Source organism: uncultured Microbacterium sp. (assembly GCF_963521645.1).
Lineage (GTDB): Bacteria > Actinomycetota > Actinomycetes > Actinomycetales > Microbacteriaceae > Microbacterium.
The window spans coordinates 1-15395 of the sequence record NZ_CAUQVQ010000005.1; the positions used below are offsets into that span (position 1 = coordinate 1).

At 69.0% G+C, this 15395-nt stretch carries 14 protein-coding genes; 7 read left to right on the forward strand and 7 right to left on the reverse strand.

The window, feature by feature from the left end; translation table 11 throughout:
* Positions 1-820, reverse strand: an 820-nt coding sequence (locus RWO82_RS02485) for a DEAD/DEAH box helicase (protein ID WP_399540700.1), incomplete at its 3' end; no start/stop codon positions are given.
* Between the two features lie 163 nt (positions 821-983).
* Between RWO82_RS02485 and RWO82_RS02490 the strand changes: the two genes are divergently transcribed.
* Both RWO82_RS02490 and RWO82_RS02495 read left to right on the forward strand, forming a co-directional pair.
* Complete coding sequence (locus RWO82_RS02490) at positions 984-1586, forward strand: PadR family transcriptional regulator (RefSeq protein ID WP_314422851.1); 603 nt, start codon at positions 984-986, stop codon at positions 1584-1586.
* Between the two features lie 60 nt (positions 1587-1646).
* Positions 1647-2987, forward strand: coding sequence for a hypothetical protein (locus RWO82_RS02495; RefSeq protein WP_314422855.1), 1341 nt, complete (start codon positions 1647-1649; stop codon positions 2985-2987).
* 64 nt (positions 2988-3051) lie between these two features.
* On the opposite strand, the gene hpf is transcribed toward RWO82_RS02495, so the two are convergent.
* The 5 genes from hpf to mtrA all read right to left on the reverse strand — a co-directional run bounded on the left by hpf (position 3052) and on the right by mtrA (position 8684).
* A complete protein-coding gene (hpf, locus tag RWO82_RS02500) occupies positions 3052-3708 on the reverse strand; it encodes a ribosome hibernation-promoting factor, HPF/YfiA family (protein WP_314422858.1) in 657 nt (218 codons plus the stop codon).
* 93 nt (positions 3709-3801) lie between these two features.
* Positions 3802-4494, reverse strand: coding sequence for a phosphoribosyltransferase family protein (locus RWO82_RS02505; RefSeq protein WP_314422861.1), 693 nt, complete (start codon positions 4492-4494; stop codon positions 3802-3804).
* Between the two features lie 104 nt (positions 4495-4598).
* Positions 4599-6317: a GerMN domain-containing protein gene (locus RWO82_RS02510; RefSeq protein WP_314422864.1), complete on the reverse strand. Its 1719-nt coding sequence runs from the start codon at positions 6315-6317 to the stop codon at positions 4599-4601.
* Complete coding sequence (gene mtrB / locus RWO82_RS02515) at positions 6314-7996, reverse strand: MtrAB system histidine kinase MtrB (RefSeq protein WP_314422867.1); 1683 nt, start codon at positions 7994-7996, stop codon at positions 6314-6316. The genes RWO82_RS02510 and mtrB overlap by 4 nt, the downstream gene beginning before the upstream one ends.
* 7 nt (positions 7997-8003) lie before the next feature.
* Complete coding sequence (gene mtrA, locus RWO82_RS02520; RefSeq protein WP_201469383.1) at positions 8004-8684, reverse strand: MtrAB system response regulator MtrA; 681 nt, start codon at positions 8682-8684, stop codon at positions 8004-8006.
* Positions 8685-8780: 96 nt separating this feature from the next.
* Between mtrA and RWO82_RS02525 the strand changes: the two genes are divergently transcribed.
* The 5 genes from RWO82_RS02525 (at position 8781) to RWO82_RS02545 (ending at position 14383) form a co-directional block, all read left to right on the forward strand.
* Positions 8781-10241, forward strand: a complete 1461-nt coding sequence (locus tag RWO82_RS02525) for a hypothetical protein (RefSeq protein WP_314422872.1) — start codon at positions 8781-8783, stop codon at positions 10239-10241.
* Positions 10238-10879 (forward strand): DUF4129 domain-containing protein, encoded by a 642-nt coding sequence (locus RWO82_RS02530; protein ID WP_314422875.1) that lies wholly within the window; start codon positions 10238-10240, stop codon positions 10877-10879. The genes RWO82_RS02525 and RWO82_RS02530 overlap by 4 nt, the downstream gene beginning before the upstream one ends.
* Complete coding sequence (locus RWO82_RS02535) at positions 10876-12069, forward strand: DUF4350 domain-containing protein (protein WP_314422877.1); 1194 nt, start codon at positions 10876-10878, stop codon at positions 12067-12069. Before RWO82_RS02530 ends, RWO82_RS02535 begins: the two co-directional genes overlap by 4 nt.
* An 82-nt stretch (positions 12070-12151) precedes the next feature.
* Complete coding sequence (locus tag RWO82_RS02540; protein ID WP_314423023.1) at positions 12152-13075, forward strand: MoxR family ATPase; 924 nt, start codon at positions 12152-12154, stop codon at positions 13073-13075.
* A complete protein-coding gene (locus RWO82_RS02545; RefSeq protein WP_314422880.1) occupies positions 13076-14383 on the forward strand; it encodes a DUF58 domain-containing protein in 1308 nt (435 codons plus the stop codon).
* An 11-nt stretch (positions 14384-14394) separates the two neighbouring features.
* On the opposite strand, the gene RWO82_RS02550 is transcribed toward RWO82_RS02545, so the two are convergent.
* On the reverse strand, positions 14395-15387 hold the full coding sequence (locus RWO82_RS02550) for a stage II sporulation protein M (RefSeq protein ID WP_314423025.1): 993 nt from the start codon (positions 15385-15387) through the stop codon (positions 14395-14397).
* Positions 15388-15395 lie beyond the last annotated feature (8 nt).

Below are 15395 nucleotides of genomic sequence, written 5' to 3' on the forward strand. Positions count from 1 at the left end.
AGTCCTCGACCTTCTCGATGCCGGGCTCGAGCACACCCACAGTGCGCTTCTTCTCGTCGACCTCGTAGTCGACGCCCGCCTCGAGCGTGCGCGCGATCTTCGCGAACTCGGCGAACCAGCGGTTGGCCTCGCCCGACGACGGTCCGGAGATGATCAGCGGTGTGCGGGCCTCATCGATCAGGATCGAGTCGACCTCGTCGACGATCGCGAAGAAGTGCTCGCGCTGGACCAGGTCCTCCTTGCGCCACGCCATGTTGTCGCGGAGGTAGTCGAATCCGAACTCGTTGTTCGTGCCGTAGGTGATGTCGGCGGCGTACTGCTCGCGACGCACAGCGGGGGTCTGGCCCGAGACGATGATGCCGGTCGTCATCCCCAGAGCGCGGTACACGCGCCCCATCAGCTCGGCCTGGTAGCTCGCGAGGAAGTCGTTGACCGTGATGACGTGCACGCCCTCGCCGGCGATCGCGTTGAGGTACGCGGGGAACGTCGCCACGAGGGTCTTGCCCTCACCGGTCTTCATCTCCGCGATGTTCCCGAGGTGGAGGGCCGCTCCGCCCATGATCTGCACGTCGTACGCACGCATGCCGAGAGTGCGCTTGGCTGCCTCCCGCACGGCGGCGAACGCCTCGGGCATGAGCTGGTCGAGGGTCTCACCTGCGGCGTAGCGGGCACGCAGCTCGACGGTCTCGTTGCGCAGCTCATCGTCAGTGAGCTTGGAGATGTCCTCTTCCAGGGCGTTGACGGCCTTCACCACCTGGTTCAGGCGACGGATGACCCGCCCCTCGCCGGCGCGCAGCAGCTTCTCAAGAGGATTGGCCACAGATGTCATCTCCCTGTCGATGGTTCCGGCAGCGCCACCGTTCGGGCGCGCACCAGGCATACCTTGTCATGTTACCGGCCCGTGACCTGCACGTCGCCTGCATGGCGGTCGCGCCGAAGTTTTCCGGGTATGTATATATTGATCGTCGACACAGGAGGTCGACATGTCAGTGCGCCAGAGTCTGCTCGCGATCCTCGCGCAGGGCCCCTGCTACGGATACCAGCTGCGCCACGAGTTCGACCGCCGCACAGGCTCGGTCTGGCCGCTGAACGTCGGGCAGATCTACAACACGCTCGAACGACTCGAACGCGATGGGCTCGTCGTCCGCAGTGGGGCCGACGAGCTCGGGCACGTCTACTGGGAGATCACCGACGCCGGTCGAGCGGATGCGGACCGATGGATGTCCTCCCCCGTGACGCGGACCCAGACGACGCGTGACGAACTCGCGATCAAGGTGGCCATCGCCGCGACCCTCCCCGGATCGGATGCCTCCGCCGTCATCGCCGCACAGCGCGACGCCTCCGTGGCGCATCTCGCATCGCTCCGCGGCGTGCGCTCGTCGCGAGACGACAGCAGTCCGGAGGGCCTCGCGTGGTCGCTCGTGATGGACTCGATGATCCTCGCCACCGAATCCGAGCTCCGCTGGCTCGATCACGTCGAGACCCGGCTGGGAGAGCACCCTCAGCACGCGCTCACGCTCGGACTCGCCGTCGATCGCCCCAAGCGCGGTCGCCCCGCGGGAGTGGGCAGCGCCGCATCCGCCTGATCCGTTCGCCTGGAGCGGATGCACAGCCAGTCGCCGCGCCCGGGAAACTAGGATCGACCTATGGCAGGCATATGGGGCAGACGCAAGCGCGAACAGGAAGCACTGGCGGCACAGGACGCCGATCTGGCACGCCGAGCGGAGCAGTCCCTGGTCGCCGCCGATGAGCGGATCCGGTCGACGTCCGACGAACTCGTCTTCGCCGAGGCGGAGCTGGGCGAGTCACTCACCGGAGACCTCCGCACGGCGCTCAGCGCCGTGCGCACGCATCTGCGTGAAGCCTTCCAGCTGCACCAGCTCAACCACGACGAGATCCCGGACACGCCGGAGGAGCTCCGGACGAGGAACGCGCGCATCATCCAGCTCTGCGAGTGGGCCCAGGATCTGCTCGACGAGAAGACCTCCGAACTCGCCGAGTCCATCGCCAAGGTGCGACGCGCACCCGAGATCATCGCGCAGGTCAGAGCCGACGCCGCCGCGCTGAGCCAGCGCATCCCGCACACCAACGAGACCGTGGCGCGCCTCTCCGAGCGATACTCCGACTCGGCGATGCATCAGATCACGGCGAGCGCCGCCGAGGCCGAACAGCTCATTGCGTTCGCCACGCACGGCGCGGACGTCTCGGAGCGCCGCCGGGCCGCGAAGCAGAACGAAGAGGCCAATCTGGCGCTCGAGACGGCGACCGAGGCCACACGGCGCGCCTCGTCTCTGCTCGACGCCGTCGAAGACTTCGAGATCGAGTCCCTTCGTGCCGAGTCGACCCTGGCAGAGGTCGTCGCCGACTCTCGCAGCGACCTCGTCGCCGCGAGGACCGCGCCGCAGACTCCGGCAGTCACCTCGGCCGTGGCGGCGCTGCAGCAGGCTCTCGCCGCACTGACGCCGGCGGGGACCCCCGGCGATCCGTTCGCCGAGCTCTCCCAGCTGCGCACGGCGAACAGCGCCCTCGACGACGCCATCGCGAAGGCACGGCACCGGGCTGAGAATCCGCTGCCCAGCATCCAGCAGGTCCAGCACGCGATCGATGACGCGGATCGGCAGCTCGGTGTCGCCCGTGGCCTGATCGCGGGGCATCGCGGGTGGATCGGAGCAGACGCGCGGACGCGTCTGGCCGAGGCGGAGCGCCTGCGAGTCGATCTGTCCGACCTCCTCCCCGCGGAGGACACGCGTGAGCAGGCCCTCGTGAGCGCGCGCCGCGTGGCGCATCTCGCCTCGGAGGCCCTGCAGCTGGCCCAGCGCGACATCGACTCCGCCCGCCCGCAGGACGACGGCTGGGGCGGCGGCGGCAACGGATGGGGCGGCGGCGGATGGGGCGGCGGTCGCCGCGGAGGCGGCGGCGGCGACATCGCCTCCGGAATTCTCGGCGGCCTCGTGATCGGCAGTCTTCTCGACGGGATGTTCGACTGAGGACGAGCGCACATGCCGACGGCCCGGCCCCTCTCAGGGGCCGGGCCGTCGGTGTGTTCCGGTCTCAGGACGCGAGGGCCTCGGCAGGCGGGGCCTGCGTGCTCAAGGCGATCACGCCGTAGTCCCATCCCTTGCGTCGGTAGACGACGCTCGGGTGATCGGAGCGGACGTCGACGAACAGGAAGAAGTCGTGCCCGACGAGTTCCATCCTGTCGACCGCCTCTTCGACGGTCATCCATTCCGCATCGAAGCTCTTCGTACGGATCACGACGGGAGAGTATGCCTCATCCTCGTCGTTCTGCACCGGCACGCTGCCTGTCGCCACCGCGTGCAGCACGTCAGCCGAGGCAGGCTCGACGTCGATGCCCTCGATAGCACCGCTGCCCTTCTCGAAGTGCGCGCCACGAGGATGCTGTCGTCCGTCGACACGCTTCTCCTTGGCTCGTCTCAACTGCTCCGACATCTTGTCGACCGCGAGGTCGAGGGCCACGAACTTGTCGCCGTCCGTGGCTTCAGCCCTGACCACCGGTCCCTTGCCGATGAGTGTCAGCTCGACGGTCTCATCGGGCACCCTGCCATTGCGGTACACCCGGTGAGTCACCTTCACGTCGAGCCGTTGCGCTCGAGACGCGAGCGTCTGGACCCTGGCGATCTTCTCCTCGACAACGGTTCGGAAGCGATCGGTGATACCCACTCCGACGCCAACGATGCTTGTTTCCATTGCTGCCTCCTTGTCCCGGTCCTCCCGGCCAAGGGCGGACCGTGGTCGCCTTAGATCCCCCACCGTAGTCGGCCCGAGTGCGGATGTCACGGGTCATTTGCTCCGTGTCCCCGATGCGTTCGCGATGCGTTCACTGTGACGTGGTGTGACCGCCAGCACGGCGGCGGCGATCACGTGGTATCCGGCTCGCACGGACGCGGCAGCCGCCTCGTCGAGAGTGGCGCCGGTCGTCATGACGTCATCGACGATCAGCGCCTTTCTGTCGTGACCGCTCCGACGCGGACGCATGGTCCCTCGCACGTTGGACACGCGCGCCGCAGCATCGAGTCCCCGCTGATCGCCTCGGGCTCCCCGCTGCACCAGGGCTCGAGTCACGACCGATCCCGAGCGCTCGAGCAACAGCTCGGGAACGCGGAAGCCCCTGCGCCGGAAGGCGGAGGAGGAGGTCGGCACCGGCACGATCGCGACCTCCCGACGCGAATGGGCCCCGGCGAGGAGCGCGGCGTCGACGGCTGCGTCGAGCGCAAGACCGAGCGGAGTCGCGAGCAGCGTCTCGCCGCCGTCCTTGAGACGGCGGATGCAGTTCGCCGCCGTGGACTCGAACGTCATCGCGGCGAACACGGGCAGCCCGGCCGGCGTCGTCCGCGCGATCACGCTCGGCTGCAGATCGGCGCGGCAGCTGTCGCACAGCACGGTCTCGGCCTCGCCGCACCCCGGGCACGAGGCGGCGAGCAGCAGGGCGAGCAGCTCTGAAGACAGAGTGCGCAGTCTCGAGGGATGCAGCATGCTCAGATTCTGCGTCGCCGACTGACGATGCGTCCTGCGCCCGCTGCGATGTCCACGGGGAAGACGCACTTCCCGATCGCAGCGCCACGTGTGCAGAAGCGCTGTCAGCGACCGGCGCGGGTGGCGAGGATGATCACCCCGTCCGTGAACTCGCTCCAGGCGGATCCGCTTCGCGCGTAGAGCGATCCCTCGGCTCCGAGCACACGGATGCCCGCAGCCGACCGAGAGCCCGCGATCGACACTGCTCCGCTCGGGGCGGACTCGGTCGTCCCGGTCCCGCCCACGAGCTGCGTCAGGACGACCCTGTCCTCTCTGTCGACGAGGAGTCCCAGGCGGTCGGCTCCGAGCCACACCAGCCCCGCGGAGGGTCCGTCGAGCTGCGCCACGCGCTCGGTCTCCCCCAGCCTGATCGGCACGCCGGAATCATCGCGGACGACCGCCGACACCGTGACCCATCTCTGGCCGCCGATCACGACGACGGCGGCGACTCTCGCGCCGTCCGACGACACCCGCACGGCAGACACCTCCGACGCCTCCGGCCAGGCGTCCGCTATGGGATGCGACACCACGTCGTCCCCGATCGCGAGCAGCGCCGAGGGCGCGTCGGCGGGGACCGACCATGTGTAGTCGTAGGGGTCGAGAGACGGGCGCACCAGAAGCGCACGCGCGTCCAGCTCATCGACGCGCCCATCGCCGGCGATGTAGACGTGACCGTTGCCCAGCTGCATCGCCGCATGCGAATCGTCACCCGCGACGTCGATGGCGAGGATGGGCTGGGATATCCCGAGGATCTCTTCGGATATCCCCGGGATCGGAGCGATCTGGTTGCCGACGATCGTGCCGAATTCGCCGTCCTTCAACACGATGCCGCCGCTGTCGGACGGAGTGTCGACGACCTCGACGATTCCTGCCTCGAGCGCGCGGCCGTCGACCGTGAACCGCACCTGATTGATCTGGACACCGGCCTGTGCGAGCGTCTCCTGCAGCTGAGTGCGCATGCGCGCGAGAGTCGTCGCATCGAGACTGAGCGCCTCGCGGTTCAGCGCCACGTCGGCGACCTGTTCGGCGTCGATCGGAACCGCGTCCCGCGCCATCTGAACGTCCGGGGGGAATGCGCTCTGCACGGCCGGGTCGAGCCACGGGCTGGGGGCGCCGCCGATCAACGACTGGGTGATCGTCGTCGCGATCGTGACCCGCCGTGGGAACCAGCGCACATCGGGAACCAGGCGTTCCCACGCCTGGTCGTAGTACTGCAGTGCGTAGTCGCCGTACACGCGTGGGAATCGCGATTCGTCGATGACGATCCCGTCGGGCGCTTCGGAGATCCGCCACTGCCCCTCGGCGAGGGTGACGACGAACGCGGAGTTCGAGGCGCTGACGGCCTGCGAGAACAGGCCCGTCCCGTCGACGCTCGCGACCTGATCGAACTGCACCCGTACAGACGCGACATCACCGTCGGCGGTCTCCGCGTCCTCATCCAGATCCGAGGTGAACGAGCGGGTGTCGGCGCTCACATCGATCGACACCCCCGTGTTGGGGCGCCAGGTCGCGGCCATCTCCGGCGTGAGGAACTCCCGTGCCGTCTCCCAGTTGTCCGCCGGCGTGATGGCGGCCTCCATGAATCCTTCGACGATCGCCGCAGGACCCGCTCCGTCGATCGGCCCGGACGCGAGCGGCAGGAGGTCCGGATCCTCCGGGGATGCGCCGAGCGCCAATCCCGACTGCACGTCACCGGTCGTCGGCAGTCCCGTGCAGGCTGTCACGATCAGCAGAGATGCCGCCGCGGCGATCGCTCCGAGCACACGTCGAACGCGGAAGGTCATTCCAGGCTCCGTTCGTCGAACAGCTCCGCGGGCACGTCCGCGAGCCGGATCGGCTGAGTCGCATCGCCGAGTTCGTCCAGCGGCTCCTTCGGCTCCAGCGGGATGGGCGAGGGTCCGTCGATCGCACCGTCGCGACGAGGAAGGGTCAGCACGAAATTGGTCCCCACGCCGAGCTCGGACCACACGGCGAGAGTCCCGCCGTGCAGCATCGCGTCTCCGAGCGCGATCGACAGCCCGAGACCGGTGCCGCCGATGGTGCGCTGCCGGGAGGGGTCGGCGCGCCAGAAGCGATCGAAGACCCGTTCCACATCGGCCGGATCCATGCCGAGACCGAAGTCGTGCACGCCCGCCGCGACCGCATGCTGATTGCTGTCGATCGTGACGACGATCGGCCGCCCCTCGCCGTGCTCGATCGCGTTGCCGACGAGATTGCGCAGGACACGGCGCACGCGCCGCGGATCCATGTCGACGGGCGAGTATCCCCCCGGGGCGACGAGGCGCAGTTCGCTGCCGCGTTCGTCGGCGAGGGGCTTCATCTGCTCGATGATGTCCTCCGCGACGTGGGCGAGGCTCGTCGCCTCCAGCTCCAGCTGCACCGATCCGGCGTCGTAGCGACTGATCTCCAGCAGGTCCGAGAGGAGCGTCTCGAACCGCTGCACCTGGGTGTGCAGGAGCTCTGTCGTGCGCGCCGTGGTCGGATCGAACTCGTCGCGCTGATCATTGAGCATGTCGGCGGCGAGGCGGATGGTCGTGAGCGGTGTGCGCAGCTCATGCGAGACGTCGGAGACGAAGCGCTGCTGCACGAGCGACAGCTCCCCGAGCTCCTTGATCTGCGCCTCGATGCTGTCGGCCATCGCGTTGAACGATCGCCCGAGCGTCGCGATCTCGTCTTCGCCGTGCACGTCGATGCGCACGCCCAGATCTCCGGACGCGAGCCTGGCGCTGGTCTCCGCGGCCTCGACGATCGGCGTCGAGACCGAGCGCACCACGATGAAGGAGATGATCGAGACGATCGCGACGAGACCGATCCCGGCGATCCAGAGGGTGCGCTGCACGAACGTGAGCGTGTTGTCGGCATCGGCGAGGTCGTAGGCGAAGTACACCTCGAAGGGTCCGGCCTCCGGGACCTGCAGCTGCTGCCCCACGATGATGCCGGGCACCGCACGTCCGCCGATGTCGAGGGAGACGGACTGCCAGGACTGCCGGTCGTCGAACTGGACCACCCGGTTGCGCAGCGCGGGGCTGATGGTGTTCAGGCTGAGCCCGGCCGTGAAGCCGTTCAGCGAGACGGCATCCGCATCGGCGTCCTCGACCCGTATCCCCGCGAAGCCTTCGGCCGTCGAGTAGCGACGCAGGTCCGCCTGCACGCTGTCCCAGAGCTCCTGCAGCGCGACGGGATCGTCGCTCAGCGCAGCGGAGTCGAGCGTCATCTGCGCCAGGTTCACCGAGCGCACGCCGTCTTCGAGCGCTTCGTTCTTGCGGGACTCGAAGAGGTCGTTCTGGATGACGAGAGCCATCGTCACGCACGTGATGAGGATGGCGGTCGCCGTGAGCAGAAGAGTGATGCTGAGCGTGCGGAATCGCAGCGATCGCCGCCACAGAGCGCCGAGGACCGTCGGCCAGCCGCGCCAGTCGCGAAGCACCGCGACCGCCGTGGTGGTCGCTGTCGTCGCGGCCATGATGCGCCTAGCCGGCGCTGCCGGCGCGATAGCCGACGCCGCGCACCGTCATCACGATCTTCGGGTTGTCGGGGTCGAGCTCGACCTTCGCGCGCAGTCGCTGCACGTGCACGTTCACGAGCCGCGTGTCGGCCTTGTAGTGATAGCCCCACACCTGCTCGAGCAGCATCTCGCGGGAGAAGACCTGCTGCGGCTTGGATGCGAGCGCGACCAGCAGCTGGAACTCCAGCGGCGTCAGCGCGATGGGCGAGCCGTCACGGCGCACCTCGTGCGCATCCACGTCGACCGTGAGGTCGCCGACACGCAGCTGCTCACCGACCGTCTGCGGCGTCGGCCGAAGCCGGGTGCGGATCCGCGCGACGAGTTCCTTGGGGTTGAACGGCTTGACGATGTAGTCGTCGGCGCCGACCTCGAGGCCTCTCACGACGTCCGCGGTGTCGCTGCGGGCGGTGAGCATGATCACGGGGACGCCCGACTCCGCACGGATCCTCGTGCAGATCTCGATGCCGTCCATACCCGGGAGCATGAGATCGAGCAGCACGAGGTCGGGCCGCTGGGTGCGCCATTCCTCGACCGCCCGCGCACCGTCAGCGCAGAACACCGGCTCGAAACCCTCTGTGCGGAGAACGATGCCGATCATCTCGGCGAGCGCGATGTCGTCGTCGACCACAAGAATACGTGAGGTCATAACTGTTACCTTATGGCACTCAGTACCACGAGCCTCATGTCTGCGCTCCGCCCGAGTGTTGTGACACGATGGGAGCGCACGACGGAGGGAGTGCCGGTGACCGGCCAGACGTGGACCCCTGCCCCGAAGAAGGGCATCATCCCCCTGCATCCTCTGACCTTCGGGATGCTGTTGAGCAGATCCTTCGCCGCGTTGCGCCACAATCCGAAGGTGCTCTTCGGGTTCGGCGTCGTGATCCAGCTGGCGGTCGTCGTGCTGAGCGCGGCCGTCATGGGATTCGTCTTCGTCACGACCTTCACGAGACTCGATTCGCTCTCCCCTGCGTCCGCCGACTTCGAGGCGGTCTTCGCCGGCACGATCGCGATGAACATCGTGGCGGGACTCGCCGTCGGCCTCGCGTCGATCGCGTTCACCGCACTCATGCAGGGAGTGGTCGCTGCGGAGATCGGATTCGCCTCGATCGGGGTGAAGGCCTCGCTCGGTGTGCTCTGGCGGAAGATGATCCCCTCGTTCTGGAGGCTGGCCGGGTTCGCCTCGCTGTCCGTCGTCTTCATCTTCGGTGTGATCGTGATCGTCTTCCTCGTGATCGCGGGGTTCGTCGCGGGCGGCCTCGGCGGATCCGGCGAGGCGATCGTGGGCGTCGTCATCCTCATCGCGCTGATCGTGATCGCCACGATCCCGCTCGTCGTATGGCTGACGACGAAGCTCCTGCTCGTCCCGTCGATCCTGGTTCTCGAGCGAGCGACGCTCCGCGGTGCGCTCGTGCGCTCGTGGCGGCTGACTCGCGGCCGGTTCTGGGTCGCGTGGGGAGTCACGTTCCTGATCGGCGCGATCATGGGCATCGCGATGCAGCTCGTCAATCTGCCGGCGTCGATCATCGGTGCCATGCTCGGCAATGTCCTCGCCCCGACCGGGTCGATGGACTCGTCGGAGATCATCGGATTCCTGTTCGCGCTGTTGGCCCCGCAGATCCTGCTGCTCGTGCTCCAGGCGATCACGATCGTGGTGCAGAGCACCGCGGGGACCCTGGTCTATCTCGACAGTCGTATGAGGTACGAAGGACTGGATCAGGCCCTCATCAGTCACGTCGAGCGCCGCGATCTCGGCTGGACCGATGCGCAGCTCGGCGATCCCTTCGCCGTCGACCCCGAGCGGGCCGTCAGCAGCGCTCCCCCGCCTGCGCAGGTGCCGGAGTGGGCGCTCATGACGCAGGCCGGAAATGTCCCGGCGCACGGGTACCCCGCACCGTACCTCCCTCCGCAGCCCTACGCAGCCACGGAGCAGCCCACCCAGACATACCCGGCACCGCCCTATCCCGCGGCGTCGTATCCCGCACCGTCGTATCCCGCACCGCCGTATCCCGCACCGCCGAACGTCGCATCGCCGACGCACGCCGCGCCGCCTCCATACCCGGCCGCGCCTCTCCCCTCCGCGGGCCCGTTCACCCCGAGTGCGGACCCCGTCGCGCCGCCGCCCGTCGCGCCGTCATCCCCACTCGCTCCGCCACCCGCGACGGAGCGGGAGGAGTCCGCACCGCACCGTGACGGTTCGGCATGATCCCTCGTCTCGACGACGGACTGATCCCGGATGGCGACGAGGCGCGCCGGTGGGCCGAGGAGGAACTCTCCCACGCCCGGTACGCAGACGCGAAGCCCACCTGGTTCGATCTGGCGGCTCGTGACATCGGACGATTCATCGCCGACCTCTTCAGCAGCGACAACAGCGCCGGTGTGGGTCCGTCCGCGCTCATCGTGGTGTGCATCATCATCGTCGCGGCTCTCGTCACGGCCCTGATCATCTGGGGACGTCCGCGGCGTTCCCGGGCGCTGGGGCGATCGGTCGGATCCCTGCTGGGCGCAGAAGACGACCGCACGGCCGCTCAGCTCCGGGCCGACGCGGAGCGGAGCGCGCGTGCGGGTGACTGGGATGAGGCCACGGTGCTCCGCTTCCGAGCACTCGCTCGCGGTCTGCTCGAACGCGATCTCATCGATCCGGCTCCTGGCGCCACCGCGCAGTCGATCGCCCGGGAGGTCTCGAGGGTGTTCCCCGCCGAGGCGACGGCCGCACAGGCTTCTGCCGCATCCTTCGACGATGTCCGCTACCTCCGTCACCCGGCGAGCGGAGAGAGCTATGCGGCGCTCGCGGCGACCGACGACCGACTCGCGGCCGCAAGACCCGAGCTGGTGGGCTCGTGACGATCGCGACCGAGAACGCGTCCTCGTCGTCCACCGCGGAGCAGACCACACGCGCCCGACGTCTGAAGGCCCTCGGCGGATGGGCCATCGTCGGCGCGCTGGTGCTCGTCGGGGTGTTCGTGGCCACGCAGGTCGGCGTGCAGATGCCCGACAGAAGAGGCGCGCTCGACCCGGAGGGCGTCGGAGATTCGGGCACGATGGCCCTCGCGGAGATACTCGACGATCAGGGCATCGACGTCGAGGTGCACAGATCGCGGTCGGATGCACTCGCAGCGATCGACGACGACACGACCCTCGTGATGGCGAATCCGTTCGCGCTGAGCGACGAGGCCGTGACGGATCTGATCGAGCCGGCGGACCGCGTGGTGTTCCTCTCCTCGAGCACCCACCTGCTCGCGCTCCTCGGCATCGGAACGAACGCAGCGCCCGACTCCTCACCGGTCTCCGCCGCGTGCGACGTCGCAGAATTCGCCGAAGTCGGGTCGATCCGGCCGGACCGCCTGTTCACCCCGTCCGACGGCGTCGAGGCGTGCTTCGGCGACGATGAGGCCGCCGCAGTGCTGGTCGACGAGCATGACGGCACCACGCGGACGGTCGTCGAGGGCGCTCGACTGTTCAGCAACGCCTATCTCGCGGAAGACGGCAACGCTGCTCTGGGGCTCGCTCTGCTCGGACAGTCGGAACGAGTGGTCTGGTACGTGCCGAGCTACGCGGACTCCGACATCGAGGGCGAGATGCCCGAGACCCTCGGCTCGCTCACACCGCCGTGGGTCACGCCGGCGATCGTCCTGCTGATTCTGACGGGCCTCGCCGCGGCGCTGTGGCGCGGGCAGCGATTCGGACCGCTCGTCGAGGAGACACTCCCCGTCACCGTGCGCGCCTCGGAGACCATGCTCGGGCGCGCGCGCCTCACCGCCAAGGCCGGCGACGCCGCGCACGCGGGGGCGGCACTCAGGGACGGCAGCCTTCGACGCCTCGCCCGTCGACTCGGCCTGGCCGAACGCGCCGAACCCGCCGAGGTCGCTGACGCGGCCTCGGATCGCCTGCGCATCCCCCGCGGTTCGCTGCACGAGCTGCTCGCGGGACACCTGCCCGCCGACGATGCGGCGCTCGTCGACTTCGCGCGCCGCCTGAGCGAACTCGAACACGCGGTCGACGCCGCGGCCCACGATACGAAGGGGCGAGAATGACCGCCGACGTGCACGTCAGAACGGAAACCGAGGACATCGCGTGACAACTGAGAACCACACCGACGCCGACCTGCGCCAGGCGATGCATCGAGTACGCACCGAGGTCGACAAGGCCGTCGTCGGCCAAGCCGGCACCGTGACAGGACTGCTCGTCTCACTCCTCGCACGCGGCCACGTGCTCCTCGAGGGCGTTCCGGGCGTCGCCAAGACGCTCGTCGTGCGATCGTTCGCCCGCGCCCTGGGCCTGGACACCAAGCGCGTGCAGTTCACGCCCGACCTGATGCCCGGTGACGTCACCGGTTCGCTCGTGTACGACGCGCGCACCGGCGAGTTCGACTTCCGAGCGGGTCCGGTGTTCACGAACATCCTGCTCGCCGACGAGATCAACCGGACGCCCCCCAAGACCCAGGCCGCGCTGCTCGAGGCGATGGAGGAGCGTCAGGTCTCGGCGGACGGTGAGAGTCGAGCGCTGCCCGACCCGTTCCTCGTCGCGGCGACCCAGAACCCGATCGAGCACGAGGGCACGTACTCGCTCCCGGAAGCACAGCTCGACCGGTTCCTGATGAAGCTGGTCGTCGGGATGCCGGAACGCGAGGCCGAGGTCGCCGTGCTGCGCAGACACGCCTCGGGGTTCTCACCCCGCGAGCTCACCGGAGTGGAGGCCGCGGTGAGCGCCGACGAGATCCGCGCTGCGCAGGAGGCGGCCGCACGGGTCGAGGTCACGGATGACGTGTTGGGCTATGTCGTGGACCTCGCGCGCGCCACGCGGCAGTCGCCCTCGGTCGAGCTGGGTGCGAGCCCGCGTGCTTCCACGGGGCTTCTCGCGGCGGCGAAGGCCTGGGCGTGGTTGAACGCCTCGTCCGCCGTGACGCCCGATCACATCCAGACCATGCTCGTTCCGGTGTGGCGGCATCGACTGCAGCTGCGCCCCGACGCGCAGATGGAGGGCGTGTCAGCCGACGCCGTGCTCACCTCCGTGGTGCAGCAGACCAGGGTGCCGATCTAGGTGTTCGTCACCGGCCGTCTCGCCGTCGCCCTCGCCGTCGGTGTCGTCCCGCTGGTCCTCACGGGACTCGCGGGGTACCCGACCTACCCCGTGCTCGGCGGATGGGTGGGTCTGTGCATCGCGCTCGTCGTCCTCGACATCCTGTTGGCGCCGAGCCCGCGCGCGGTCACGGTCAGCCGCGGTGTGCCCGCGCGGGTGCGTCTGGGAGAAGCCGTGTCGACGAGCCTCGCGGTGCACAATCTCGGCGCGCGGACCCTGCATGCGGTGATCCGCGATGCCTGGCAGCCCACCGCAGGCGTCGGCAGTGCCCGCCAGCGCGTCACCGTGCCGCCCGGGGAGCGTCGGCGCGTGGTGTTCGCCCTGCAGCCCCGGCGACGGGGAGAGCTCGTCAGCGAGTTCGTCGTGATCCGCTCGCGCGGCCCGCTCGGCGTGGCCGGCCGTCAGGCACGTCATCGTGTACGCGGCGCGATCCGCGTCCTCCCGGCATTCTCCTCGCGCAAGCATCTGCCGTCGCGCCTCGCCCGCCTGCGGGAACTCGACGGGAACACGAGCATCCAGGTACGCGGACAGGGGACGGAGTTCGACTCGCTGCGCGAATACGTCCGCGGCGACGATGTCCGCTCGATCGACTGGCGCGCCACCGCACGAGCCGGAACCACGATGCTGCGCACGTGGCGTCCCGAACGCGATCGTCACGTGGTGATCATGATCGACACCGGACGCACCGCCGCCGCGCGCGTCGGCGACGGCACGCGGGTCGACGCCGCACTGGAGGCCGCCCTGCTTCTGGCCGCCCTCGCCGCCCGGGCCGGTGATCATGTGCACCTTCTGATGTTCGACCGCGTCGTGCGCGCGCGGGTCACCGGGGTCGACGGCGCCGCGCTGCTGCCCGCGCTCACCGACGCGATGGCTCCCGTGCATGCGCGTCTCGTCGACACGGACTGGCCGAGCGCGTTCGCGGCGGTGCGCACTCTCACCACCCGCCCCGCCCTGATCGTCGTGCTCACGGCCCAGGACGCCGCCGAATCCGCACGCGGCTTCCTCGGCGCCTTCCCCGACGCGACGAGGGCCACGTCGATCCTCGTCGGCTCGGTCACCGACGACGGGATCGCGACGCTCGCTCGTCAGCGGGGGTCGCGCGAGGACGTCTATCTGGCGGCCGCGGCGGAACGGACCATGCGCGATGCGGAGAACGTCGCAGATGCGATCCGTCGCGCCGGCGGAGAGGCCATCGCAGCCGACCCGGAGTCGCTGCCGCCCCGCATCGCCGATCGGTACCTCGAGCTCAAGGCCGCCGGCCGGCTCTGAGGCGCGTGCGGTCAGCCTGCGACGAGGCGTGGCGTACCGGCCTCGTACTCCGTCAGGTCGCCGGTCTCGCCGCGCCGATACGCTCGGCCACCGACGACCAGCATGTAGATCAGGAAGGCCGCGAGGGCTGCGGCTCCGATGCCGATCTTGATCGGCCACGGGAGCGCCCAACCGGTCACGAACCCCTCGACGAGACCCGCGAGGAACAGCGCGAAGACGAGCCCGATCGCGACGGTGGCGAGAGAACGTCCCTCCGCGGCGAGCGAGTCGCCGCGGGAGCGCTCGCCCGGCGCGACCCATGACCAGAAGAGGTGCAGACCGCCCGCGGCCGCGACGAAGATGCACGTCATCTCGAGCATGCCGTGCGGCAGGATGTAGAGGAGCATGACATCCGCCTTGTCGTGCGCGGCCATCACGGCGCCGGAGGTCCCGAGCCCGATGGCGTTCTGCACCAGGGCGTTGATGGGCCAGATCCCGGTGATGCCGAAGAGCACGCACTGCAGTGCGATCCACGCGTTGTTCGTCCAGACCATGCCCATGAACACCGCTGCCGGGTTCTCGGTGTAGTAGCTCGTGAAGCTCTCGTCGGCGTACTGCGCGAGCGCGTCAGCAGGACCCAGTGTGGCGACGAGGGCGGGATCGGACGATATCCACGCCGCGGTGCCCACGGCGACGGCGATGAATGACACGGCGATCACGAGCGTCGTCCATCGCAGGCGGTAGAGCGCCGCGGGAAGCTGCTGCGAGAAGAACCGAGCGGTCTGAGTGAGGATGCTGTCCGATGCGCCGGTGAGGCGGAGCCGGGCTCGTACCAGGATCGTCGAGAGGTAGGCGCCCTGCGGCGAGTCCCCCACGGACGTCTTGATCTCCGCGAGATCCGCCGAAGCGGCCCTGTACCGCACGATCAGCTCGTCGACACCTGCGCCGTCGAGACGGGCGCGGCTGAGCTCATCCAGCCGCTCCCACTCGGCCCGGCGTGCATCGCTCAGCGCATCGGCATCCACCTGATTTA

Coding starts and splice junctions, on each gene's coding strand:
- RWO82_RS02490 (WP_314422851.1), top strand. CDS start 984: ATGTCAGTGCGCCAGAGTCTGCTCGCGATCCTCGCGCAGGGCCCCTGC.
- RWO82_RS02495 (WP_314422855.1), top strand. CDS start 1,647: ATGGCAGGCATATGGGGCAGACGCAAGCGCGAACAGGAAGCACTGGCG.
- hpf (WP_314422858.1), bottom strand. CDS start 3,708: ATGGAAACAAGCATCGTTGGCGTCGGAGTGGGTATCACCGATCGCTTC.
- RWO82_RS02505 (WP_314422861.1), bottom strand. CDS start 4,494: ATGCTGCATCCCTCGAGACTGCGCACTCTGTCTTCAGAGCTGCTCGCC.
- RWO82_RS02510 (WP_314422864.1), bottom strand. CDS start 6,317: ATGACCTTCCGCGTTCGACGTGTGCTCGGAGCGATCGCCGCGGCGGCA.
- mtrB (WP_314422867.1), bottom strand. CDS start 7,996: ATGGCCGCGACGACAGCGACCACCACGGCGGTCGCGGTGCTTCGCGAC.
- mtrA (WP_201469383.1), bottom strand. CDS start 8,684: ATGACCTCACGTATTCTTGTGGTCGACGACGACATCGCGCTCGCCGAG.
- RWO82_RS02530 (WP_314422875.1), top strand. CDS start 10,238: ATGATCCCTCGTCTCGACGACGGACTGATCCCGGATGGCGACGAGGCG.
- RWO82_RS02540 (WP_314423023.1), top strand. CDS start 12,152: ATGCATCGAGTACGCACCGAGGTCGACAAGGCCGTCGTCGGCCAAGCC.